Annotated in this window: 24 protein-coding genes; 19 read left to right on the top strand and 5 right to left on the bottom strand. The window is 46.7% G+C overall.

Going from position 1 to position 22,161, the window contains the following annotated elements; translation table 11 throughout:
• Positions 1-13 precede the first annotated feature (13 nt).
• The 4 genes from Q1A41_RS17375 to Q1A41_RS17360 all read left to right on the top strand — a co-directional run bounded on the left by Q1A41_RS17375 (position 14) and on the right by Q1A41_RS17360 (position 3,179).
• Positions 14-826 carry an outer membrane lipoprotein-sorting protein gene (locus Q1A41_RS17375; protein WP_299981562.1) on the top strand — a complete coding sequence of 271 codons (813 nt, stop codon included), beginning with the start codon at positions 14-16 and terminating at the stop codon, positions 824-826.
• A gap of 5 nt (positions 827-831) precedes the next feature.
• Positions 832-2,217 carry a DUF1302 family protein gene (locus Q1A41_RS17370; protein WP_299981560.1) on the top strand — a complete coding sequence of 462 codons (1,386 nt, stop codon included), beginning with the start codon at positions 832-834 and terminating at the stop codon, positions 2,215-2,217.
• A 14-nt stretch (positions 2,218-2,231) separates the two neighbouring features.
• Positions 2,232-2,426, top strand: a complete 195-nt coding sequence (locus Q1A41_RS17365; RefSeq protein WP_299981558.1) for a DUF2892 domain-containing protein — start codon at positions 2,232-2,234, stop codon at positions 2,424-2,426.
• A 396-nt stretch (positions 2,427-2,822) separates the two neighbouring features.
• Positions 2,823-3,179 carry a YbaN family protein gene (locus tag Q1A41_RS17360; protein WP_299981556.1) on the top strand — a complete coding sequence of 119 codons (357 nt, stop codon included), beginning with the start codon at positions 2,823-2,825 and terminating at the stop codon, positions 3,177-3,179.
• Between the two features lie 98 nt (positions 3,180-3,277).
• Here the strand turns inward: Q1A41_RS17360 and Q1A41_RS17355 are convergent, their stop codons facing one another.
• The 4 genes from Q1A41_RS17355 to Q1A41_RS17340 all read right to left on the bottom strand — a co-directional run bounded on the left by Q1A41_RS17355 (position 3,278) and on the right by Q1A41_RS17340 (position 9,594).
• Entirely contained in the window at positions 3,278-6,391 is a 3,114-nt protein-coding gene (locus tag Q1A41_RS17355; RefSeq protein ID WP_299981554.1) for an efflux RND transporter permease subunit, read from the bottom strand.
• Positions 6,388-7,527 (bottom strand): efflux RND transporter periplasmic adaptor subunit, encoded by a 1,140-nt coding sequence (locus Q1A41_RS17350; RefSeq protein WP_299981552.1) that lies wholly within the window; start codon positions 7,525-7,527, stop codon positions 6,388-6,390. The genes Q1A41_RS17355 and Q1A41_RS17350 overlap by 4 nt, the downstream gene beginning before the upstream one ends.
• A gap of 32 nt (positions 7,528-7,559) precedes the next feature.
• Positions 7,560-8,282: a TetR/AcrR family transcriptional regulator gene (locus Q1A41_RS17345; RefSeq protein ID WP_299981550.1), complete on the bottom strand. Its 723-nt coding sequence runs from the start codon at positions 8,280-8,282 to the stop codon at positions 7,560-7,562.
• Between the two features lie 208 nt (positions 8,283-8,490).
• Entirely contained in the window at positions 8,491-9,594 is a 1,104-nt protein-coding gene (locus tag Q1A41_RS17340; protein ID WP_299981548.1) for an AraC family transcriptional regulator, read from the bottom strand.
• A gap of 218 nt (positions 9,595-9,812) precedes the next feature.
• Here Q1A41_RS17340 and Q1A41_RS17335 point away from each other — a divergent pair, with 218 nt between their 5' ends.
• From Q1A41_RS17335 to Q1A41_RS17280, 12 genes are all read left to right on the top strand, one after another.
• Positions 9,813-11,258, top strand: a complete 1,446-nt coding sequence (locus Q1A41_RS17335; RefSeq protein WP_299981546.1) for an NAD(P)/FAD-dependent oxidoreductase — start codon at positions 9,813-9,815, stop codon at positions 11,256-11,258.
• Between the two features lie 563 nt (positions 11,259-11,821).
• On the top strand, positions 11,822-12,145 hold the full coding sequence (locus tag Q1A41_RS17330) for a hypothetical protein (RefSeq protein WP_299981544.1): 324 nt from the start codon (positions 11,822-11,824) through the stop codon (positions 12,143-12,145).
• A 90-nt stretch (positions 12,146-12,235) separates the two neighbouring features.
• Complete coding sequence (locus Q1A41_RS17325; RefSeq protein WP_299981542.1) at positions 12,236-12,640, top strand: hypothetical protein; 405 nt, start codon at positions 12,236-12,238, stop codon at positions 12,638-12,640.
• 304 nt (positions 12,641-12,944) lie between these two features.
• Positions 12,945-13,292 (top strand): hypothetical protein, encoded by a 348-nt coding sequence (locus tag Q1A41_RS17320; RefSeq protein WP_299981540.1) that lies wholly within the window; start codon positions 12,945-12,947, stop codon positions 13,290-13,292.
• A 75-nt stretch (positions 13,293-13,367) separates the two neighbouring features.
• Entirely contained in the window at positions 13,368-13,853 is a 486-nt protein-coding gene (locus Q1A41_RS17315) for a hypothetical protein (RefSeq protein WP_299981538.1), read from the top strand.
• Position 13,854: 1 nt separating this feature from the next.
• Positions 13,855-14,493, top strand: coding sequence for an HAD hydrolase-like protein (locus Q1A41_RS17310; RefSeq protein WP_299981536.1), 639 nt, complete (start codon positions 13,855-13,857; stop codon positions 14,491-14,493).
• Between the two features lie 191 nt (positions 14,494-14,684).
• A complete protein-coding gene (locus Q1A41_RS17305; protein ID WP_299981534.1) occupies positions 14,685-15,188 on the top strand; it encodes a hypothetical protein in 504 nt (167 codons plus the stop codon).
• A gap of 229 nt (positions 15,189-15,417) precedes the next feature.
• A complete protein-coding gene (locus Q1A41_RS17300; protein ID WP_299981532.1) occupies positions 15,418-16,005 on the top strand; it encodes a hypothetical protein in 588 nt (195 codons plus the stop codon).
• Positions 16,006-16,219: 214 nt separating this feature from the next.
• Complete coding sequence (locus Q1A41_RS17295; RefSeq protein ID WP_299981531.1) at positions 16,220-16,681, top strand: hypothetical protein; 462 nt, start codon at positions 16,220-16,222, stop codon at positions 16,679-16,681.
• Positions 16,682-16,731: 50 nt separating this feature from the next.
• On the top strand, positions 16,732-17,088 hold the full coding sequence (locus Q1A41_RS17290) for a VOC family protein (RefSeq protein WP_299981529.1): 357 nt from the start codon (positions 16,732-16,734) through the stop codon (positions 17,086-17,088).
• Between the two features lie 142 nt (positions 17,089-17,230).
• Positions 17,231-17,413, top strand: coding sequence for a hypothetical protein (locus Q1A41_RS17285; protein ID WP_299981527.1), 183 nt, complete (start codon positions 17,231-17,233; stop codon positions 17,411-17,413).
• Positions 17,414-17,423: 10 nt separating this feature from the next.
• Positions 17,424-17,573, top strand: a complete 150-nt coding sequence (locus Q1A41_RS17280) for a hypothetical protein (RefSeq protein WP_299981525.1) — start codon at positions 17,424-17,426, stop codon at positions 17,571-17,573.
• A 30-nt stretch (positions 17,574-17,603) separates the two neighbouring features.
• Here the strand turns inward: Q1A41_RS17280 and Q1A41_RS17275 are convergent, their stop codons facing one another.
• On the bottom strand, positions 17,604-18,152 hold the full coding sequence (locus Q1A41_RS17275) for a DUF2878 domain-containing protein (RefSeq protein WP_299981523.1): 549 nt from the start codon (positions 18,150-18,152) through the stop codon (positions 17,604-17,606).
• A 156-nt stretch (positions 18,153-18,308) separates the two neighbouring features.
• Here Q1A41_RS17275 and Q1A41_RS17270 point away from each other — a divergent pair, with 156 nt between their 5' ends.
• The 3 genes from Q1A41_RS17270 to Q1A41_RS17260 all read left to right on the top strand — a co-directional run bounded on the left by Q1A41_RS17270 (position 18,309) and on the right by Q1A41_RS17260 (position 22,018).
• Positions 18,309-19,460: an acyl-CoA dehydrogenase family protein gene (locus tag Q1A41_RS17270; protein WP_299981521.1), complete on the top strand. Its 1,152-nt coding sequence runs from the start codon at positions 18,309-18,311 to the stop codon at positions 19,458-19,460.
• A 220-nt stretch (positions 19,461-19,680) separates the two neighbouring features.
• A complete protein-coding gene (locus Q1A41_RS17265) occupies positions 19,681-20,880 on the top strand; it encodes an acyl-CoA dehydrogenase family protein (RefSeq protein ID WP_299981519.1) in 1,200 nt (399 codons plus the stop codon).
• A gap of 10 nt (positions 20,881-20,890) precedes the next feature.
• Positions 20,891-22,018 carry an acyl-CoA dehydrogenase family protein gene (locus tag Q1A41_RS17260; RefSeq protein WP_299981517.1) on the top strand — a complete coding sequence of 376 codons (1,128 nt, stop codon included), beginning with the start codon at positions 20,891-20,893 and terminating at the stop codon, positions 22,016-22,018.
• The last annotated feature ends 143 nt before the right edge of the window (positions 22,019-22,161 follow it).

Below are 22,161 nucleotides of genomic sequence, written 5' to 3'. Positions count from 1 at the left end.
AGGAGCGTATTTAATGAAAAATATTTTAACGACACTAATGCTGATAACGCTCTGCGCACTGTCAGGCATCAACGCATCAGCACAAAGCAATGCCTCAGAACTCAGCGTAAAAGATATCGTTTACCGATCTAATCTTGCCACGGTATACGCGGGTGATGATGGCCGCGCCCAGGCACGGATGTTGATCGTCGACAAACAAGGTCGCAAGCAAATGCGCCAATTCACTATTTTGCGTCGTAATGTAGAAAAGGGTGGCGATCAACAATTTCTATTGGTCTTCTCGCGCCCGAGTGATGTAGCCAAAACCAGCTTTCTGGTTGAAAAGCACCCCGGTAAAGATGACGATCGTTGGTTATACCTACCCGGTTTAGATCTGCTAAAACGTATTGCAGCCGGTGATAAGCGAACAAGCTTTGTGGGTTCTACTTTCTTTTACGAAGATATCTCTGGCCGTGACATCAATGCCGATAACTACCAGCTAATCGCCCAAGACGAAAAACAATGGCTGCTCAAAGCAACACCTAAAGACAGCGCCAGCGTAGAGTTCGCCTACTATCAAGTCAGTATCGATAAGCAAACCATGCTGCCTATCAAGGCCGAGTATTTTGATAGCGGCAACGAAATGTACCGCCGCCTTTCCGTGCGCAAAACCGCCATGGTTCAAGGTCTGCCCACAGTCACAGAAATGAAAGCCGAAAACTTGCGTGATGGCAGTTTTACCATCAACCAAATGCGTGGCATCGAGTACGACGTAGGCTTGCCACAAAACATCTTTAGCGAACGCTCACTACGCATGCCACCTAAAAAATGGCTAAAAGGCCGCTAAGTACAATGGGCATAGCAAACAAAAGAAAGGCGAAAATTCTAGCCGCATTACTGACACTATTTGCCGTCACACAGGGCATAGCAGCACCTGCTCAGCCGAGCCCAACGCCGAATAAAGAAATCGACGCCAAGAGCCAAGATTTCTTAGAAGATGATTGGGCTAGCGATGGCCGTGGCGAAGACAGCTGGGCCGATGAGCCATGGGGCGAAGAAGAAAGCTCAGCCATCGAATGGCGAGGCTTTAGCGAATTCGGCCAAGGGGTTTTTCGCAGTGCAAGCCCAAGCCCAGATGGCAACAGTTTAAATGAGTGGCGCAATCAAATATCAGCCTCTGGCTATCTTGGCGAACATTATCTAAGCAGCAAAGTAGAATTACTTTACGACGATGTGGACGATAACAATCTACAAATAAAATGGCGCGAGCTTTATATCGACTCGCCCATTACAGAAAACATCAGCAGCCGAATAGGGCAGCAGGTACTCACCTGGGGAACGGGCGACTTTGTTTTTCTAAACGACTTCTTCCCCAAAAATTGGCAATCCATGTTTTCAGGTCGAGACGACGAATACCTAAAAGCCCCCTCGGCCAGCGCCAAATTCAGCTACTACAGCGATAGCTTCAACGCCGATATCGTTTGGACACCAGAATTCCACTCGGATATATACATCCGAGGAGAACGCTTCGCCTATGCCCATCCAGCGTACCCCGAGCCCACCGTCGAGCGCCTTCAAGTAGAACAGCCTAAACGCACAGCCAGCAATGGCCAGCTAGCAGCAAGACTATCCAAAACCCATCAAAGCATAGAATACGCCGCCTACTTTTATCGCGGCCTATACACTCAACCGAACAGCTTCAACCCAGAAACCGGCCAACAATACTTCGTCGGCCTAAATGCCTATGGCGCCAGCATACGCAGCCCACTTGCAGGCGGCATCGCCAATGCCGAATTCTCCTACTGGCAATCAAGAGACGACACAGATGGTAGCAACCCCTTTGTACCCAATAGCCAAATCAAAACCTTAATCGGCTTCGAGCGAGAAATCATCGCCAACTTCACCGCCGGCATACAATGGTTCAGCGAACTCAACCTAGATCACCAAGCGGCCAAACAAAATTCATTAGACAACGGCAGCCTACCCAATCGCTGGCACCACAACCTAACACTAAGGCTCAACTACCTAGCCATGCAACAAAAGCTAACTTGGTCACTGTTTGCTTTTTACTCGCCCGACGAAAACGACTTTTACCTAAAGCCCAAAATTAACTACCGCCACAGCGACCAGTGGAACTTCACCCTAGGTGCCAACGAATTTAATGGCGACTCACAACAACAGTGGGGCCAATTCGAACCATCCAGCAACGTCTATTTCCGCATTCGCTACAGCTTCTAAAAAAAGGAATCACCATGACCGTCAACCGAGTACTCCACATCATCGCCGGCAGCTTCATCATGATCAGCCTAGCGCTAGGCCACTACATAAACCCATGGTTCTACGCCTTCACCTTCTTCGTCGGCGCCAACCTATTTCAATCCGGCTTCACAAACTGGTGCTTAATGGCTGATATCTTGAGAAAGTTGGGTTTAAAAGATGAGCTTTGAGCTACTTGGGTCGAACTCTGTCTGGAGAGCTGAGGGCTGTCTAGATAATGCATCGGTTAAAAGACTTCGTTCGAGTTAAAGGGGCAATTCAAACAACACTAGTAGCTTTTAGCCCCCTTAGGGTTTGACCAGGAACCGTAGAGTGACACGGACGTCACGACCCGAGCGCCCCGGATGGCTTGAGCGAGTTCCAGGGCAGACCCTAAGGGGGCTAAAAGCGGCCAGCCATACAGAAGCAATGAAAACCTAAAAGCGGTCAGACTTTTGCATCTCTGGGCTAAAGGCAGATCAACCAGACGAAAAATTAAAAATACCCTTAAGAAACAACCACAACACTTTAATAATTCCAAAAATTGACCTAGCATTAAACCATCATAGGTTCTTGGATAAATAGGCATGCGGCTTGTTTACATGGCCCTAGCCTATCTCTGCGTAGGCCTAGGCGTAGTGGGTATCTTCCTACCCGTATTACCCACAACCCCCTTCCTACTACTCGCCCTCTGGGCCGGCAGCAAAGGATCGCGACGCTTCAAATGGTGGCTACTACGCCACCCCAAATTCGGCCCCGGCCTAAGACTCTGGTACCGCGAAGGCTCCATCCCCCTAAAAGCCAAAATCATGGCCGTACTCTTTATCAGTGCCAGCTGGTGCATACTGTTCTTCAAAGGCACCAGCGCCAACCTACTTATTGTACTCAGCCTAATCCTACTGGGCTCCGCCAGCTTCATCATCAGCCGCCCCACCGCCAAATAAAAAACTAATAGCCAAAAACAAAAGCCAAAAACAAAAAAGGCCCTGCCACCGAAAGTGACAGAGCCTAAATTTAAAACAACTAGCTTAAAAGCTGCGCCCTAAGCCGTAACGCTTTCCTTCGCGGTAGCATCAAAACCAGTAGCGGCTTCGTCATTCACCGCCGCAACCTGGCCAGAAAGATCCTTACCCAAATAGTGGTAAATCACCGGCAAAACGACCAAAGTGAAGACCGTACCAATCAACATACCGGCAACCAAAATAATCCCAATACTATTACGAGCTTCCGCACCAGCGCCGGTAACCAAAACCAAGGGGAAGTGGCCCAGCACGGTCGCTGCCGTCGTCATCAAAACAGGACGTAAACGCGTAGCGGCGGCTTCCTTAACCGCCTCAATCTTGGTCCAGCCTTCCTCCTGCAATTGCTTAGCAAACTCCACGATCAGAATACCGTTCTTAGCAATCAAACCAATCAGCGTAACCAAGCCAATCTGCGAATAAATATTTACCGTGGTTAAGCTTAAGAAAGGGAACAGCATGGCACCGGCCAAAGCCAGTGGTACCGAGCCCAGCAAAATAACCAAAGGATCCCGGAAATTATTAAACTGAATAGTGAGTACAAAGTAGACCACTATCAGCGCAATCATCAACACACCCATCAGTGTATTGCCTTCCTTACGTAACTGACGTGACTCACCGGCATAATCCAAAGTAAAACCAGCGGGCAACACCTCCTGTGCAATTTCCTCAATAGTACTTAAGCCCTGCTCACGAGTCGTGCCCGGCAAAACACCACCAAAGATACGGAAGGATTTTTGCTGATCAAACTTACCCAGCAAACGTGGGCCGGTAACCTTCTCTAAACTGGCTATACTAGAAACAGGAATCATATCGCCGCTGGGCGTGCGCAACTGCAAATTCAAAAAGCTCTCCGGATTCCCGCGAGCCGATTCCTTCAGCATAGGAATCACCCGGAAAGCCTTACCATTGCCATCAAAGCGATTACTGTAATTAGAAGACAGCAAGACACTGAGCTGCTCGCTCACCGATGACAAGCTCATACCCAAATCCGCAATGCGGTCGCGCTTTAAAATAAAACGTACCTGGGGTAAATCGATATACAGATCGGTATCGGCAAACATAAACTTACCGCTTTGATAAGCCTTGCCAATAATTTGTTCGGCATAGCCGCGCATCTCACCGTAGCTGGCCGGGCCTTGAACGACCAGCTCGACATCAAAGTTACCTGCGGTAGGTAAAGAAGCCGACAGAATAGGCAGTACTTTCAGCTCGGCAATGCCACCCAATTTACCAAAGACCTCAGGCAATAACTCCTGATTGCTACGGCTGCGTTCATCTACATCGCCTAACAACAAACCGCCAAAGCCACCACTGGCGCGCAGCACCTGCCACATACCGTGGGAAGATTCAGTTGTCAGCAGCGTATCGACAACCTGATACATATTGGTATTGGTGTACTCTAGGGAAGACTCAGGCGGTGCAGTAATAATCGTATTAATACTGCTATTGTCTTCAATAGGTGCCAGCTCTTTTTGCGAGAACATATAAAAGGGCACCGTTAGCAGCGCAATGAAGATGGCCGCAAACACCAACTGGCCACGCCAGTTAAATACGTGACCTAAAAAGTTGCGATACCAGTGTTGGGCTTTATCGAATTGCTGGTTAACCCAAACCGTCATGCGGCTTTCTTTACCGCCTTCTGGGCAAACCGTAGCACTCATAATGGGAGATAGCGTTACAGCCACCAGGCCAGAGATTAAAACCGCAATAGCTAGCGTAAAAGCAAACTCTTTAAACAAAACCCCAGTTAAGCCCGAAAGAAAGCCAATGGGTGCATATACCGCCGCCAAAGTAATGGTCATCGCCGTTACTGGTGCTAATAATTGGCGCGAGCTAGTGAGAGCGGCTTGGGTGCGGCTCATACCGTTGCGCATATGACGCGCCACGTTTTCAACCACCACAATAGCATCATCAACCACCAAGCCTACCGAAAGCACCACCGCCAACACAGTAAGCAGGTTTAAGGTAAAGCCCATAATGGCCATAGCGGCCACAGCGCCTAAAATAGAAATAGGAATGGTAATGAGCGGCACCAAGGCTGTGCGGAATGAGCCCATCAAAGCAATCACCACAATGCCCACCAAGAATACAGTCTCCAGTAAGGTGGTGAAAATTTCCTTTAGCGCAGCGCGCATATAGAGCGTGCCATCGTAACCCATATCAATGGTGACGCCATCCGGCAAAGTTGGGCGAATATTATCGAGTTGGCGATAAACCTCATCACCAATTTCGATTTCATTAGCGCCCGGCAAAGGCCAAATAGAGATAAATATAGTAGAGCGCTGTAAAAAACGGCCGCTTACCTGGCCTTCGACTTCACCTAGTTCGATGTCGGCAATATCTTGCAAGTAAATTAATCCATCGCCCGTATCGCGTACCACCAGCTGCTCAAAGTCCGCAACAGTTTTTAAAGTGCTATCGGTTAATAGATTAATGCGGTGGCGAGCATTCTCACTTTCACCAATGGTGGCAATAATATTGTTATCGCGCAGAGCCGTAAGTACTTCATTGGCACCAATTTTATAAGCTGCCAAGCGACTTGGGTCTAACCATACTCGCATTGCTGGATCGCGACCGCCTTCCAAGCCGATACGCTGCACTCCATCGATAGAAGATAGGATAGGGTTTACCCGGCGTGATAGATAATCGTTAAGCTCGGAGCGGCTATAGTCTTCGGCATATACAGGCAAATAAAATACCGCATTGGCGCGATCGGCTCGGCTAACGGAAACGGCCGGATCTTCAGCGCCTGCAGGCAACTCAAAACGAATCTGGCTTAAGCGTGCATTTAGCTCGGCCAATGCTGCAGTGCTGTCTTCATTGAGTTTAAGCCAACCGGTAACGGTGCTGGAGCCAGCAACGGTATTGGAATCGACATAATCAATACCGGGCACGGTAGCAACAGCGCGCTCGATTGGGTCGGTAATAAAACCCTGCACTGTCTCGGCATCGGCGCCGGTATAAACCGTGCTAACCACCAATGAAGCGCTTTCGATTTTCGGGTACTGCAGTATCGATATCTCCTGCGCGGCGCGAATGCCGGCCAGCAGCAAAATGGCAGAAACCACAACGGCTAGGACAGGCTTTCTAACAAAGATGTCCATTAAGTTGGGGCGATCATGTGAGTTGCTCATTGTGCCCCCTCAGTATTAGCTTGCTCATCGGCACTGGCTTTTGATTCTGCAGTAACCGTTGGCTTGGTTTGAATAAATACTTTTAGCCCTTGGCGCAGTTTGAAGCTGCCAATGCTGGCCACTAGGCTACCTTCGGCAATACCATCGCGAATAATAAAACCGTTGTTACGGCGCGGGCCTAGCTCAATGCGTACGCGCTCAGCGCGATAAAAGTCACCTGCAGCATCTGGGTTTAGGCGATACACATAATCGGCGAATTGATCGCGGCTGATGCTCACATCTGGCACCCAGCTAGCCGCTTCAATAGCGCCTGCACTTAACTTCACCTCTACAATGCTATTGCTGTTGAGGTTTGTGTTTTCCGGCTGCTCGATGCGGCCACGATAGCGTAGCTGGCGTGAGCTACTATTAACTTCGGCATCACTGGCAACAAGCTGGGCCATTACAGATTGACTAGGCTTAAGCTGTACTTCAATCTCGCTGTTAGCATCTAAGCGAGGGAAATCCTGAGGTACAGAAAAATCGACCCAAATAAAATTATTCACACCCACCAAGCGAGTGATCATCGTATTGGGGTTCAAGTACTGGCCGGCCTCTAAAGTGTGCAAGCCAACATGGCCTTTAAAAGGCGCCACAATGGTCTTCTTGTTGATAACCGCTTTTTGTGCGGCAATTTCGGCCAGGCTGGTTTGGTAGTCGGCCTCGGCGCGATCCAGCGCTTCGGCGCTAACGCGGTTTTGTTTGCGTAGCTTTTTATTACGATCCAAAGTGATTTTTGCTAGACGCGCACTGGCATTGGCTGCACGTAAGCGAGCTTCTTCTTCGCTAACATCCAGCTGTAGCAAAACTTGGCCGGCTTCAACAAGGCCGCCCGAGGGTAGGTTTAAGGTTTTAATTTTACCGCCCAGCTCAGTACGTAAATCCAGCTGCTGCGGCGCAATAAGCTCACCGCTAACGGTAAGCTGCTGGCGAAACTCGGCGGCTTCTACAGTAACTGCTTTTACAGTGGCTGATGGCTCAGGGAACGATTTACCAATCGCAATGGCTTCTTTAATCTGTAAGAACTTCACTGTGCCAAGGCCGGCAAAAACCAGCAGGCAAAGTACGATAGTGATTATCCAACGGCGAAGATTCATGGTATGTAATCCAATAATATTAAAATAATTGTTTAGCGTAGTCCGGCGGCGTTTACCGCCGCCAATGCGCGTTGTACGCCGGCATCGTCAACTTTTTGTTGCCAGTCATAACTATTCAGTAGGCGCGTAAAATTTTTGATTAGTAGATCATCGGCGGGCAGTGGGTAAGGCAATGGCTCGGCTAATTGAATGGCGCTGCGATTATGTTGGCGCAACACCACCTGTGAATAACCCACATGCATAGACCAGGTTGCTGTGCTGAGCTCGGCGATAGTGGTGTTACTGGATTCAATATCCAATTCGCCTTTATCAATGGCGTTTTGCCAAAGTTTTTCAAACAGTGCGCCGCAGGCTTCAATGCTTTGAGACATATTCTCTAGCCAGCGTGGTGAGGCTCGGCGCAAAATCGCTTCGCAATTTACCAAGGCATCAAGGTGGCTATCGAAGTCGTAGCACTGGGTTTTGTTTGGGTCTAACAGGCCTAGCGCAATGATCTTTTCGGGGGTTGTTAAATCTAGGCTTAAGGTTTGAGCGAAGGTGTCGTGCAAATGCCGTGACATGCGAGTGCCTAGGGCCACCAAAACATCTTCCTTGCTTTGCACGTGCTTATATAGGGTGCCAATAGAAACTTCGGCCTCTTTGGCAATGGCCGACATAGTGAAATCCAGTAGAGAGGTTTGCTGCACGCACTTGGCGGCGGCGTGAAGGATCATGTCTTCCTGTTCTTGGGGGCTGTGTTTTGGGGCTGGTGGCATAGCGTTCAACCATATTTAGCTAGTGTGAAATTTATTCGAACATCATTCGAATGCTGTGCGATTCTACGCTGCAAGGCCTTAGAGTCAATAAAATTGCCGCTATTAGGGCAATAAGAATTGTTAATCCTGTGTCTGTTTTTACGCTTGTAGGAGGCTGCTAGATCTTTAGAAGGTGGCGGCAGTGGTTCAGTAATCAGTTAAATTAGGCTTAGTTTGTAAGTGCCAGCTTGCTCCAGGCGCTAGGGGCATGGCCGGTCCAGCTTTTAAAAGCGCGGCTAAAAGCGGCGCTATCGGCAAACCCAAGCTGCTCGGCAAGCACCGCCATGGATAGCCCGCCTTTGCGTAGAGCTTGCTCGGCGCGGCTTTGTTGTACTTCACGGCGTAGCTCTTTAAAACTGGCGCCTTCGGCTTCCAGTTTGCGGGCTAGGGTGCGGGGGCTGACGTGCAGAGCTTGGGCTAGGGTTTCTCGGTCGGGGATGATCGCTTGCAGTTGTAGCTGGCGCTTTACCAGCTCTACATAGCGGCTTTGGCGGCGCAAATCCGCCGAGACTCTTTGCACCAGTTTTAAATAGGCCCGGTAAATCGCTTGGTTTTGTCGCAGGGGCGCGCGATCAAAGTGGCCGGGGGCACACAATAGGCTGGCGCTATCTTGCTGGTAAAGTACGCAGTCACCAAAGTGTTCCTGAATCATGGCTTCTTCTGGGCCGGGAGCAAATGGTAGGTGGACGGCTATCGGGGTGCAATCTGGCCCGGCAATATCTTCTATCAATGTGGCAGAAGAAACCAGGTCTCTTAGCAGGCAGAATTCCTGCAGCTGCTGACCTTTATGGCCCAGTTTAATATCGGGTTCTAATTCAAATCGGCAGTAATCGTGATCTTTATTACGCCCTAATTCGATATGGCTCTGCCCCCAGGTAAGCTCTGGAAAGCTCAATATGGTTTGCACGGCATGTAGCACTGTATCGGCATGCATGGCGGTAAGGCCCAGCAAGCCAAATAAGGTGATTGAAGCATTGGCGCCGGCCTCCAGGGCCAAGAGGCGATGGCTATTGGGTTGATGGGCTGCAATGAGTTTTAACAGCAAGGCTTGTTCTTGCTCTTGTTCAATCGGGTAATCTGGATCTTCTAAGGCTATCGGCGGTATTCCGCAGGATAGCGCAATCGCTTCGCCGTCTTGGCCCATCTCTTCAAGTTGTTGCAGCTCTAGCTGAATACCAAAAGCACTGCGCTGGCTGACAAGTAGGTCACCTCGGGCCAGTACTTGCTTTGCTTTGTTTGCTGTCGACATTGGGGCTGCGCGGTAGTCTGCCATGTTTTAGGTCTGTGCTGGTTTGAAAGTGTAAAGCTTGGCAAATCGTACCACTGTGGCTCAAAATATCAAAAGCCTGGCAGCGCCCATCATCGCTAAGCGGGGGTGGCTATGGCACAGTTTGTATCTATGAACTCATACTCAAAGCGGCCCAGCGTTAATTTAGGGTTGAAGAATCACGATAAAGAATCTTGATATAAAAATAATGTAGCGAGGCGATTGTGGAAGCATTAGACGTTCTGATTATTGGTGCGGGCATTTCTGGTATTGGCATGGCTTGTCATTTAAAGCAAAAGTGCCCCGATCAGAAGTACGCCATTTTAGAAGGCCGAGAAAATTTTGGTGGCACCTGGGATCTTTTTAAATACCCGGGTATCCGTTCTGATTCCGATATGTATACCTTTGGTTACAGCTTTCGCCCATGGACTAATGGCGCTGATATCGCTTCGGCCGAATCCATTCGTGAATACTTGGATGAAACCGCTTCTGAATATGGTGTGCATGAAAACATTCGCTACAGCCATCGGGTAGAGAAACTGCAATGGAGTAGTGATGAGGCATGCTGGTTTGTGCATTATCGCCACAAGGGCGGTGAAGAGCAGATTCTAAAAACCCAATTTTTGGTAACTTGCACGGGCTACTACAATTACGAGCAGGGCTATTTGCCGGAATTCCCCGGCTATGAAAATTTCAATGGCTTAAAAGTTCATCCGCAGCAGTGGCCTGAAGATTTAGATTATAAAGATAAGAAGGTGCTGATTATTGGCAGTGGTGCCACGGCGGTAACTTTGGTGCCGTCTATGGCCGATGAGGCTGCCCATGTCACTATGCTGCAGCGCTCGCCCACTTATGTTTTTACTCGCCCAGCACGCGATCCTATTGCTAAGTGGCTACACAAATTTATGCCAGATAGCTGGGCGCATTATCTTACCCGCGCTAAAAATATCTTCCTTAGCTGGTATATCTTTTCCAAATCTAAACGAAGCCCGGATGGTGTGCGCCAATATTTGCGCGATATGGTCAAAGATGAGGTGGGTGATTCGGTAGATGTTGATGTGCACTTTAACCCAAGCTATAACCCTTGGGATCAACGTATGTGCTTGGTACCTGATAGTGATTTGTTTAAGTGCCTAAAAGAAGGCAAGGCTTCTATTGTTACTGATCATATTGAAACTTTTACCGAAAGCGGTGTGCAATTAAAATCGGGCGAGTCAATCGATGCCGATATTATTGTGCCGGCGACGGGTTTGGATTTGCAGTTCTTGGGTGGCATTGATCTTTATAAGGATGATCAAAAAATTGAATCCGGTGAGTTGGTCAATTACAAGGGTATGATGTTTGCCAATTTGCCGAATATGGTTTCGGTATTTGGTTATACGAATGCTTCTTGGACTTTGAAAGCCGATTTAACTTCGGACTATGTATGCCGTTTAATTAAGCATATGAAAACCACGGGCCGTAAGCAGGTGATGCCTAAGCTAGATCTAGATGGTTTTGCCCAGAGCCCGATGATCGATTCTTTGAAATCCGGCTATATTAGCCGTGCTGAGAGTATTATGCCTAAACAGGGTGAGGCTTATCCTTGGCGTAATCAGGATAATTATTATCGAGATTATTTTGCGATTCGGCATGGTAAGTTAGAGGATGGGGTTTTGGAGTTTGTTTAATATGTGCCTAGGTTCGGGTGTTTAGCTTTTTAACATCTGACCGCTTAAAGGCCAGGTTGCCCCTAAGCCACGATCGGCGGCCCTCCCGGCTTCCCTCCTTCCTAAAAAAGCCTCACAAAAAGACGTGAGTCTTTTTTACTCTCTCGGCGCTCGCTCTGATTGTGGCTTAGAGGCAACCCGGCCTTTAAGCTGCTTTGGTGGTTTTTTCATTGTGTTGGTTTTACGAATCTAGGAAGAATTGAGGTTTTAGGTGTCAACCCCTTAAGTCTTGATGTGAATTTGCAGGTGCTTGTAAAAGTTTTGGTAAAGCAATAGATTAGAGTTTTAGGCAACGGAATGCAGATAGATGTTAAAACGGTCCATCCTATCTTTCCGTATTATTGAGATGCGTCTACTTGGTGCATATTTATCTCTGCCTCTCGTTTGAGCTGGTGAATAGAATGGCGATAAATTATCGACACGTAAGGAACTATGTAAGAAGTCTGCCAAATCAAACGGTGGTCCCCGATAGGCTATTGAGAAAGCCACAGAACCTGAAGGTATTGGAGCTGTTAGAGTTTGCTATGGCTGCTTTCTTTTTGTTTTTATGGTTTGCATTAGATGTTAGCTGGAACTCTCTGCAATCTATAGCCTATTTGTCTAATGCTTTGTTTTGGGCGGGGGCGTCTGTATTGTTAGGTATCGAAGACTATAGGTACAGAGCTGCAACTTCTATCGCTACTTTCTCAACTGTGGGGCCAATGTTCTATGTGGGGTATGTGCACTCGGCCTACTTTATGTTTGCAATGGGGCTTGTTATATCTCTTTACCCTCTCAGTTTATATCTGATTAAGTCAAATATAGCTTATTACAAATGGACTAGAGAGTGTGCTGGTAAAGATCTATAAAAAGCAAGGGTGTGGCACCCGGTGCAAAGACGAACTGGTACGGCAATCTATTCTGTGCTCGTTCGTCCGTATTAATAGCGTTAAGATTCTATGAATACTCTAGTAAAGAACTTAATTCTGATGGGAACATCCCTAGTCTTTATGACTTTATTTTTTGTTTACTCTGAAATATATAGAGCTCAAAGCCTAATTGATATCGCTGAGGATCCAAATGTTTCTACGATTCGAGGCTTTGAAGATGCCGAGCGAGAATATGAAGCGGGCTATGCATACTTTCAGCGCCACAACGGCAAGTATCTTGGTGTCTCCCGTAAAGAAATAGCGGCTTTAGATGATAGACAGTCTGGTTTTGTAAGGCTTGTATGTGTGTTGGGGGGCTTCACCGAGACTATAGCGCTCAAAATTAGCGAGTATGAGTATAATGAATATTATGTATTGGCCTACAATACGCGCTTGAAAACGCTACTTAGCAAGGATTTGAGAAACCAGAGGTAACCGCAGCGAAAGGTTTGCTTAGATTCATAAAAATTAAGCTGCGCATAAGCACTGCAGGTGTTAGCAAGAGTTGCTGTTATGCCTAGTTAGACTCTAGGTTCACGTGGTGGAAGTAGCGAAAAATGTGTAAGGGTAGGTCTATAATGTCAAAGTAAATGTTTCTAGTTTTGCTGGTTTCATTCTCCTCGTATGGGCTAGAAGAGTACTCTAGGCCAAAAAACTCAAACTTGGTGTATTTGGAAAGTAAATATGGGGGGTGTGGGATTACTTTGTCGGTGAAGAACTGATTCGATCTGTATATGTTGTGCAGCGATCATTTGATTCACTAGATTCTAGTGGCCTGAGTGTGATTCTTACGCCTACCCAAGAGGAAATGGAGAGGCTTCCAGCAGCGATTAAATTTAAACCTATTCCTCCTAAGAAAATTCAAGTTAAGAACGCAGGAAAAGTTGCAAAGCTGCTACTTACAGACCAACAGCTGGATGCAGCTTTAAAAGGTCGTGAAGTTATATCGGGTAATGCTGAATTTCTTATTTCTTCATATGCATCTGGAATTGAGTGCGACTATAGGGAGTATCATATTACGGTTAAGTCAGTAGTAGAGATTATCAATGTTGCTGAGTTAGGCGGGAAGAAGCAGAGTGTTTGCTAGCAGGAATAATTTGAGAGGTTAGTGAGTTTTATTGGTCATTGATTGCTGTCGTGTATTCAGCGCGTTGAGAGTTTAATGGTTGGATTTTTTGTTTTAGCTGCTGTTATTTTCGGTGTTGTAGCAATGATTCCATATTGCGTTGCTATTTTCACTGATTCTCAGCAGAAAGATTCCGAGTTCCGAGAGATATTTTGGCGTGAAGCGGGGTGGAGAGGCCACCGGATTGTTTGTTCTTTGGGGTGTTTTTGGCCTATTTCATTCTTTTCAGGTTTGCCAAGCAGTGCTGAAGGCTTTGTAGTTTTTGGGCTCTTCTTTGCTTATTGTGTATTTGAACATTCGAAGTTATATAGGGGTGTAAAGGTATTTAATGCCAAGTTGTCTGCATGTCTATTGGGGGTTGTTCTTCTTCATGTGGCTCTACACTTGCTTTTTCGATTTCATGTTATAGACCTTTTTCTAGTGGTACTTGTTACGAGTTTGAGCAGCTTATATTGGGGCTGGTTTGTAACCTTTAAGCGCAGCAAGGTAATTGCTGCTGCTCAGAGCGTATTGGAGGATTAGAGTGTCTAGCACAATAATATTTGACCTAGACGGAACCATTAGTGACCCTAAGGATGGTATCGTTCGATCTATCAATTATGCTCTTGAGGCGCATGGTTTTGATTCTCGTGCTGAAGCTGAGCTTTTAACTTGTATAGGGCCGCCACTTGATGCTTCGTTTAGGGAGTTGTTAGAAACTGCTGATGAGTCACTGGTAAATTCTCTAGTCAAAAAATATCGAGAACGCTATGCAGATGTGGGGTTTTCTGAGAATTATTTGTACGAAGGTGTGTTTGGCTCTTTGCGCTCTTTGTATGATGAACATCCCTTGGCGGTTTGTACTTCAAAGCCTGCTGCTTTTGCACGCAAGATTATCGAGATGTTTGATTTGGATGGCTTCTTTGAGTTTATCGATGGCGGGGATGTTGGTGTTAGTAAGGTGACTCAGTTATCGAATCTTCTCTCTATGGAGCGTGTTGGTCCCGGTTCCGTTATGGTGGGTGATCGCATGTTCGATTTGAAAGCAGCTCATGAGAATGGTTTGAGTTCTGTTGGGGTGCTTTGGGGTTATGGTAGCTTTGGGGAGTTGTCCGCGCAAAAGCCTGATATTATGTTGGATAAGCCTCAAGACTTGTTTCGAGTGGTGGAATTACTAGATTAATTTAATGAGCGATGTTGTTGTATTATTTTTATTAAGGAAGATATCTTTGATTATATTAGAAGATTTCAAGATGGTGCTGAGGGTAATGGAGCGGGCGCGCTTATATTGAAGTATCAATAGTGTTAAATGGATTCGAGTTGGCGTGCTGTGCTCGTTAATGTTTGGGGGCGTTGTTTTTAAAAGAGATCATTATGTTTAAATTAGTTCCGATTACGTTGCTTTTATTCCTCTCTGCCTGTGTTTCCAATGAAATACATCAGAGTTATCGAGATTCTGAGAGAATTAGTATTTATAAAACGACCTGCGAAAAACCGTATAAACTCACATTGGGCTGCCACCCTGAAGGGCAAGAGAAAAATCCTAGGCGACTGGCAGCAGCCTCGATACCCCTGGATATAAATGGCGCTAAAGTAAGATATTCATCTACAGCAGATGGTAAAGTGATCTACCTGGGTCTTGGTCGGGCGCTCGATATGGGGTTTGCAATGACGGAAGGGGGTACATTTGGTATGTATGATCCGAAGAGGGAGAGGCTTGAGGCGGCTATTGATGGGATTGTGGAAATGTTGAAGCAAAAGCACGCTTCTCTTATTGAGGTAGTTCCTGTGACGAATATTTCAGAGGTGGCAGGATATTACATTGTAAGCGATATCAATATCCGCCACTTATTTCCCGGAGATGACGTGACTCCTTAAATGTAATTTCTCTCGTCTTTGGTTTATTTGGGTTCTCTATTTAGATAATTGTCACATTTAAGTAATGATTAGCAGTGATAGTTTGATCTAGATCTAGGATTAAACTATTGAATTAGAGAACAAGGCTGGGCTTAGCTATATAATACGTCGGCTAATTCTATAAACCGCTGGTGGCGGTGTAATACCTTTGATTTAATTTTGTGGTAAGGAAATTTTCATGATACTACGGATGTTTTTACTTCTTTCAATCGCTTTGATTTCAGCATGTTCATCGAACCCAATGGCGATATCATCTCAGCAAGAGCTTCAAAGCCCAACAGCCGAAGAGGCTCAGGTAGTCTTTCTACGATCAAGCTTTGTTGGTAACGCTATTAACGCTTCTTTGTACGAAGTTGATGGTGATAAAGTGAAATTTATTGGCGTGCTTGCTAATGATACTAAGATTCCCTACAAGACTACGGCAGGAAAGCATGTTTTTATGGTGGTCTCAGAGGCAGCTGATTTCATGGAGGCGGATTTAAAGCCTGGAAAAAACTACTTTAGTATCGCTACGCCAAGAATGGGAGCCTGGAAAGCTCGGTTTTCTTTATGGCCTATTAAGAGTGACAAGGGCGCAAAATTCAACACGTCAGATTCACGTTTTAAGAAGTGGGTAGAAAAAACAAAGCTCGTTGAAAACACTGAAAAGTCTCTTGCTTGGTACGAAAGCAATAAGAACAGTGTAAAGGAAAAATACAAGAAGTACTGGCCGGTTTGGCTGGAAAAAAGCAAGGAAGATATAATGAAGCGTACCCTTTCGCCTCAGGACGGTATGTAATCTCCTAGAATAAAAGGCGTGTCTCGCACGTCTTTTTGTCTTTTCTGGATGTTTCTCTTTGCTTTCTGGTCTTGATTGTACGCAAGCTGTATTTTAAATATGTAAAATGAGAAAGTTAAAACTTCTAACAAGGCGGTAGTCTCGTATTGTCTGGCAATATGTGCGCGTAGAATTTATCAGGCTATATGCATATGAAAGTGTTGTTAGTGATGCTATGAATATACTGCCATATGAGCGCTACCGCTTGCATACAGATTTAAAGCAAGAAGAGCTCTATAAAGCTATAGATGAAGCTTGCCGTTCAAGGGGGTTTTCTGGCCCTCGTAGATCTATCCATGGGCGCCGAAAGGGTGATGATTTTAAGGTTTATCGCGCCATTCGTTATCAAAATACCTTTTTGCCTTACGGCTTCGGTACCATTTCCTATGACGGTGCAAGGGTGTGTGTTGATATCACTTTAAGAATGAATCTATTTGCTATCGTCTTTATGCTTGTTTGGTTAGGCGGTACTTTTGGCATTGCATTGGTGGAGATGCGCGATATTAATGGCGGAGAGCCAAAAGTCCCCTTTATTATGTGTGGGGCTGGCTATCTTTTAATGCAAGCTGCCTTTTGGTATGAAGCATCCCGTATTAAGTCGCTTGTCGAGAAAATGGTGCATGGCGAAGCTCTATAGCGCCCCTTACTTTATACCAGTCCAAAAAATAGTCTCAGGGAGTCTTAGCAATGAAAATGAATTATTTTGTCTTCGGTACTAACAATAAGCAAAAAGCCGTAGCTTTCTATGATGCATTTTTTGAAGATTGCGGTTTAGTAAAAGCCCATGATGAGGGACGCATGACTCTGTGGGCCAACGAAGAGATGATGTTTGCCGTAGCTGAACCTTTCGATGAGCGGCCCGCCACTCACGGCAATGGCACCATGCTAGGCCTTAATCTTGGCTCTGCGGCCGAGGTGGATCGCTTACATGGGCTGGCGCTGGAGCTTGGTGGTTCGAGTGATGGCGAGCCCGGTGTGCGATCGGGCCGATATTCTGCGTATATTCGCGATTTGGATCGGAATAAAATCTGTTTGTTTGAATAGCTTGGTATCAAAGTGGAGCCTCTTTGCCTGCTGACACGACACCTATTCACGAAAAGCCTCGTCAAAGCTAAGGAACAAAAAGCTCGATTATACCGGCGAGCTGCTAAGCTAATACATAGCCTATCAAGGCTTGGAGGATAAGATGGATTGTAAGAAAGCCAAGCAAGTCAATATTGCGATTTCAATACTGTTCGCCCTTGCCATGTTGCTAAGCTCATTCTTTATTGCAGATAAGGATGTGTCGCAGAATGTGGTCTTTGTGCTAATTGCCGTTTGGCTAGTGCCATTTTTTTATCTTAGTAAAAGACAACGTTCAAAGGTTTAGGGGTTAATACATGGAACATATTGATTTATCTGGCGCCATTTTGGCTTTCGGTATTGTCTTTTGGCTAGCGGGTGGCGCCAAATGGTTGGCTGAAAAAACTCGGCAGCTTAGGTTGGATAATGATTTGAAGGAAGCTGAATTGAAAAAGAAGAATGTTTGATCGCTGTTTCCCAGGTGTGAAGAGGTAGCTTTAGCTGGTTGCCTCGGTTTCTCTTTCCTGTATTGTCTTTAGCTTCATTTCTTCGTGCTCTGCAAACCACACAATCAACGGCAATATCACTCCCCACAAAAGCGCACAAATAAACCCCGTTAGCAAAAGCTCGTAGCCAAAACTGACTGCGCCGAGTTTATTGGCGGCGATGTAGCTGCTGGCCCCACCGAATGCCCCCAGAATGGGAAGTAATAGTTTGCGCTCCCATAGAGGGCGAAAGCTGTGCCTTAGGGTGGCGCCGAAGCATAGCCAGATACAGCCCAGCCAAATTGGGGCCGGTAGAAGGCTGTTTTCAAATTGCCATACCGAGGCTGTCGCTAATACATTGTCTAGAGCAAAGCCAAGAATGCCCACGATAAGAATGAGTTTGAGATCTAGTTGGCGCTCGGGCGTAAAAAACAAATGAAGGGCCAAAAGCAGCAGCGCGAGCGGCACTGCTAAGTTGCCGTAGAGAACAAGGCTCCACCAGCACAGCTGAAAACCGATCATATTGGCCCCAAACCAAAGGGCGCTGCTGCTATTGGGCATGTCTTGCTCCTGCATATATTCCCTGTGTTTACGGTTGGCCAACGCTTTCAGATCAACATTTATCGAGAAGAATACCTAAATTTGATTCTTGAGCATGTTCCGCAGAGCGGAATTAGTTGCTAGTATAGCGGAATTGATTCTGCATAGGTGTGTGTTGTGATACGAGATCAAGAGAGCCACAAGGCCCTGTTAGAAGCCCTGGGGCGTTATGTGAATGAGCGTCTGCGTCCACTAGAAGACCAGGTGGCTGAGGATGACAATATCCCTGATGCGGTTGTGCAAGAGATGCGCGAAATGGGCTTATTTGGGCTTACCATCCCTGAGGAGTACGGCGGCCTTGGTCTGACTATGGAAGAAGAGGTACAGGCGGCGATGACTCTAGGGGGCACTTCGCCAGCTTTCCGCTCCTTGATAGGCACCAATAATGGCATTGGCTCTTCTGCGCTAATCTTTGATGGTAGCGACGAACAGCGACAGCGCTATTTGCCGAAATTGGCCAGTGGCGAGGCCATTGCATCATTTTGTCTTACAGAGCCAGATGCTGGCTCGGATTCAGCCGCTTTAAAAACTCGCGCCCGTAAAGAAGGTGATCAGTATATTCTTAATGGCAACAAGCGCTTTATTACCAATGCGCCACGTGCCGATTTTTTTACTGTGTTGGCCAGAACTGATGCCGAGCAGCCTGGCGCTCGCGGGATTTCAGCATTTATCGTGGATGCAAAAAGCCCAGGCATTAGCCTAGGGGCGAAAGACAAAAAAATGGGACACGCGGGCTCTCACACCTGCGATGTAAACTTTGATGATGTGGCCGTGCCCGCTGAGAATCTAATTGGTGGTGTTGAAGGTAAAGGCTTTTATACCGCCATGAAAGTGTTGGATCGTGGCCGTTTGCATATCGCAGCATTGAGTGTTGGTATTGCCCAGCGCTTACTGGATGACTCGGTACGTTTCGCTTCAGAACGTCAGCAGTTTGGTAAACCCATCGCCGAGCATCAAATGATTCAAGCCATGTTGGCGGATTGCAAAACCGAGATCTATGCTGGGCAGGCGATGGTAATGGACTGCGCTCGTAAACGAGATGATGCACTGCCACACAGTACCGAAGCGGCTTGCTGCAAATTGTTCTGCACAGAGATGGTCGGGCGCGTGGCGGATAAAGCTGTCCAAATTCATGGCGGCAGCGGTTATATATCAGATTATGGGGTTGAACGTTTTTATCGCGATGTGCGATTGTTCCGCTTGTATGAAGGCACCAGCCAAATACAGCAGATGGTGATTGCAAGAAATTTAGTGAAGGAAGCCCAGTAGCAGCCGAATCACACCGGGGTCAGAACCCAAGGGTTCTGACCCCACTTTTAAGTGGTAGGTGTATAAAGGCCTGCAAGGTTTCTAGAAGAAAGCTGAAGCAGATGATTGGGATTTGGTACGGAATTTAAAACCGTGCATGAACCTGGGGTCAGAACCCACGGGTTCTGACCCCGATGGTGCCGTATGAGAATTTTGGAAAGAAAATAACAGAGGAATAATAATGAATATCGACTTTTCCCCAGAGGAAAAAGCCTTTGAGGCTGAGGTACAGCAGTTCCTTGCTGACAAGCTACCCAAAGAAATCAGCGAAAAAATCTTAGCGGGCACTCCCACCAGCAAAGACGATCATGTACGCTGGCAGAAAATTTTAGCCGAGCAAGGCTGGGCGGCGGTGAACTGGCCTGTGGAGTATGGTGGTACTGGTTGGACACCTACTCAAAAATACATCTGGGCTAATGAGTGCGCCAAAGCAGGTGCGCCTGATGTGGTGCCATTTGGTATGAAAATGGTTGCCCCTGTTATTTACACCTACGGTAATGAAGAACAAAAGCAGCGCTTTTTGCCTGATATTTTGAACAGTAATGTGTGGTGGTGTCAGGGGTATTCTGAACCTAATGCCGGTTCTGATTTAGCATCCTTAAAAACCACTGCCGTACGCGATGGTGATCACTACGTAATTAACGGTACCAAAACTTGGACTACCTTGGGCCACTACGCCGATTGGATTTTCTGCTTAGTACGCACCGGTGATGCCAATACCAAAAACCAAGAAGCAATCAGCTTCGTGTTAGTTGATATGGATGACCCGGGTATCACAGTTTCTCCTATCATTACTCTAGATGGTCATCGTGAAGTTAACGAAATTCACTTTGATAATGTTCGTGTACCTGTGGAAAACCGAATTGGTGAAGAGGGTAAAGGTTGGACTTACGCCAAGGTGTTGCTAACCCATGAGCGTACCGGTATCGCCCGCGTTGCCCATTCTAAAGTGCGTTTGGAAAAACTTAAGCGACTTGCCGCAGAGGCCTCTACCGGCTTGGGCAGTCTTGCAGAAGATTCGCGCTTTCAGGCCAAATTACTGGATGCTGAGATTGAGTTGCAAGCTTTAGAGTTTACAGAGCTACGTACCTTAGCGGCGGTAAGCACCGGTAAAGCACCTGGTCCGGAATCTTCCATTTTAAAAATTAAAGGTACCGAAGTCGCTCAGGCAATTGATGAGCTGTATATGGATGTTGCGGGTTACTATAGTTTGCCCTTTGTAAAAGAGCAGTTTATGCCAGAGTATGAAGGTGAGCATGTCGGCCCGGGTACCGCTGCAAACACAGCGCCGAAGTATTTCAATAATCGCAAAGCTTCCATTTACGGTGGCAGTAACGAAATTCAAAAAAATATTATCTGCAAAGCGGTATTAGGTTTATAAGGAGCGCGACATGGATTTTTCTTTATCTCAAGAGCAGCAAATGCTGCAAGACAGTGTCGCTAAGTTTGTACAAAACGATTACGACTTCGACACTCGTATGGCAACCGTAAACAGCGATGCCAATTTTAATCAGGATTTTTGGAATCTGTTCGCCGAGCTAGGCTGGTTGATGGTGCCGTTTTCAGAAGAAGATGGCGGCATGGGTGGTGGTGCTGCTGATGTTATGGTGTTAATGGAAGAGTTTGGTAAAGGCATGCTAATGGAGCCTTACCTAGCCAATGTGATTTTAGCTGGTGGCTTGTTGGCTAAGTGCGGCAATGAATCCCAAAAGGCCAATCTTGCTGAAATTATGGCAGGTCAGCAGCAGTGGGCTTTTGCCTACACCGAAGCTGATAGCCGTTACTGCTTGCATAAAGTTAGTTGTCAGGCAGAGAAGGCTGGTGGTGGTTTTAAGTTAAATGGTCAGAAGTCGGTAGTATTTAATGGTGCTGCGGCCGATCACTTTGTTGTTTTAGCTCGCACTTCTGGCGATTCTGCTGAAAAAAATGGTTTGAGTCTTTTTCTTGTGGATGCCAATGCTGAAGGCGTTAGCCGCAAGGCTTATAAGTTACAAGATGGCAGTAATGCTGCGGAGGTGAGTTTTAATAATGTTGCGCTTACTGCCGATAGTGCACTGGGCGAAGAAGGCAATGCTCTTGCCGCCGTAGAGGCAGTGATAGATCAAGCTACCTTAGCTGTTTGTGCAGAAGCTGTAGGCGCAATGGGCGTTAGCTTAGAAAAAACCGTTGAGTACACCAAAACTCGCGTTCAGTTTGGCGTGCCGATTTCTAAGTTCCAAGCCTTGCAGCACCGTATGGCCGATATGTTTGTAGAGCATCAGCAAGCTAAATCTATGTTGCTACGTGCCGTGATGTTAAGTGAACAAGATCCTTCGATGGCGACCAAGGCTATTTCGGCTGCCAAATACCGCATTGGTACAGCGGCTCGCAATATTGGGCAGGAGTCCGTGCAGATTCACGGTGGCATTGCCGTTACCGATGAGCTAGATGTGGGTCATTACTTTAAGCGTTTAACCATGTTGGAAATGATGTTCGGCAATAGCGATTATCACGCCCAGCGTTATCAGGCGTTAGCCTAAAGCGAGGAACGGGGTCAGAACCTAAGGGTCTGACCCCGCCTTTAAGTGGTAGCTGTTTCGGATCTTACCCAGTCTATAAAAATTAGCTGAATCAAAATGTTGGGCTTAGGCGCAGAATTTTAAATCGTGCAGGAACCTGGGGT

This window comes from uncultured Pseudoteredinibacter sp., from assembly GCF_947502065.1.
Lineage (GTDB): Bacteria > Pseudomonadota > Gammaproteobacteria > Pseudomonadales > Cellvibrionaceae > Pseudoteredinibacter.
The sequence above is the reverse complement of the archived record's forward strand: the minus strand, read 5'-3'. Positions and strand labels throughout refer to the sequence as shown.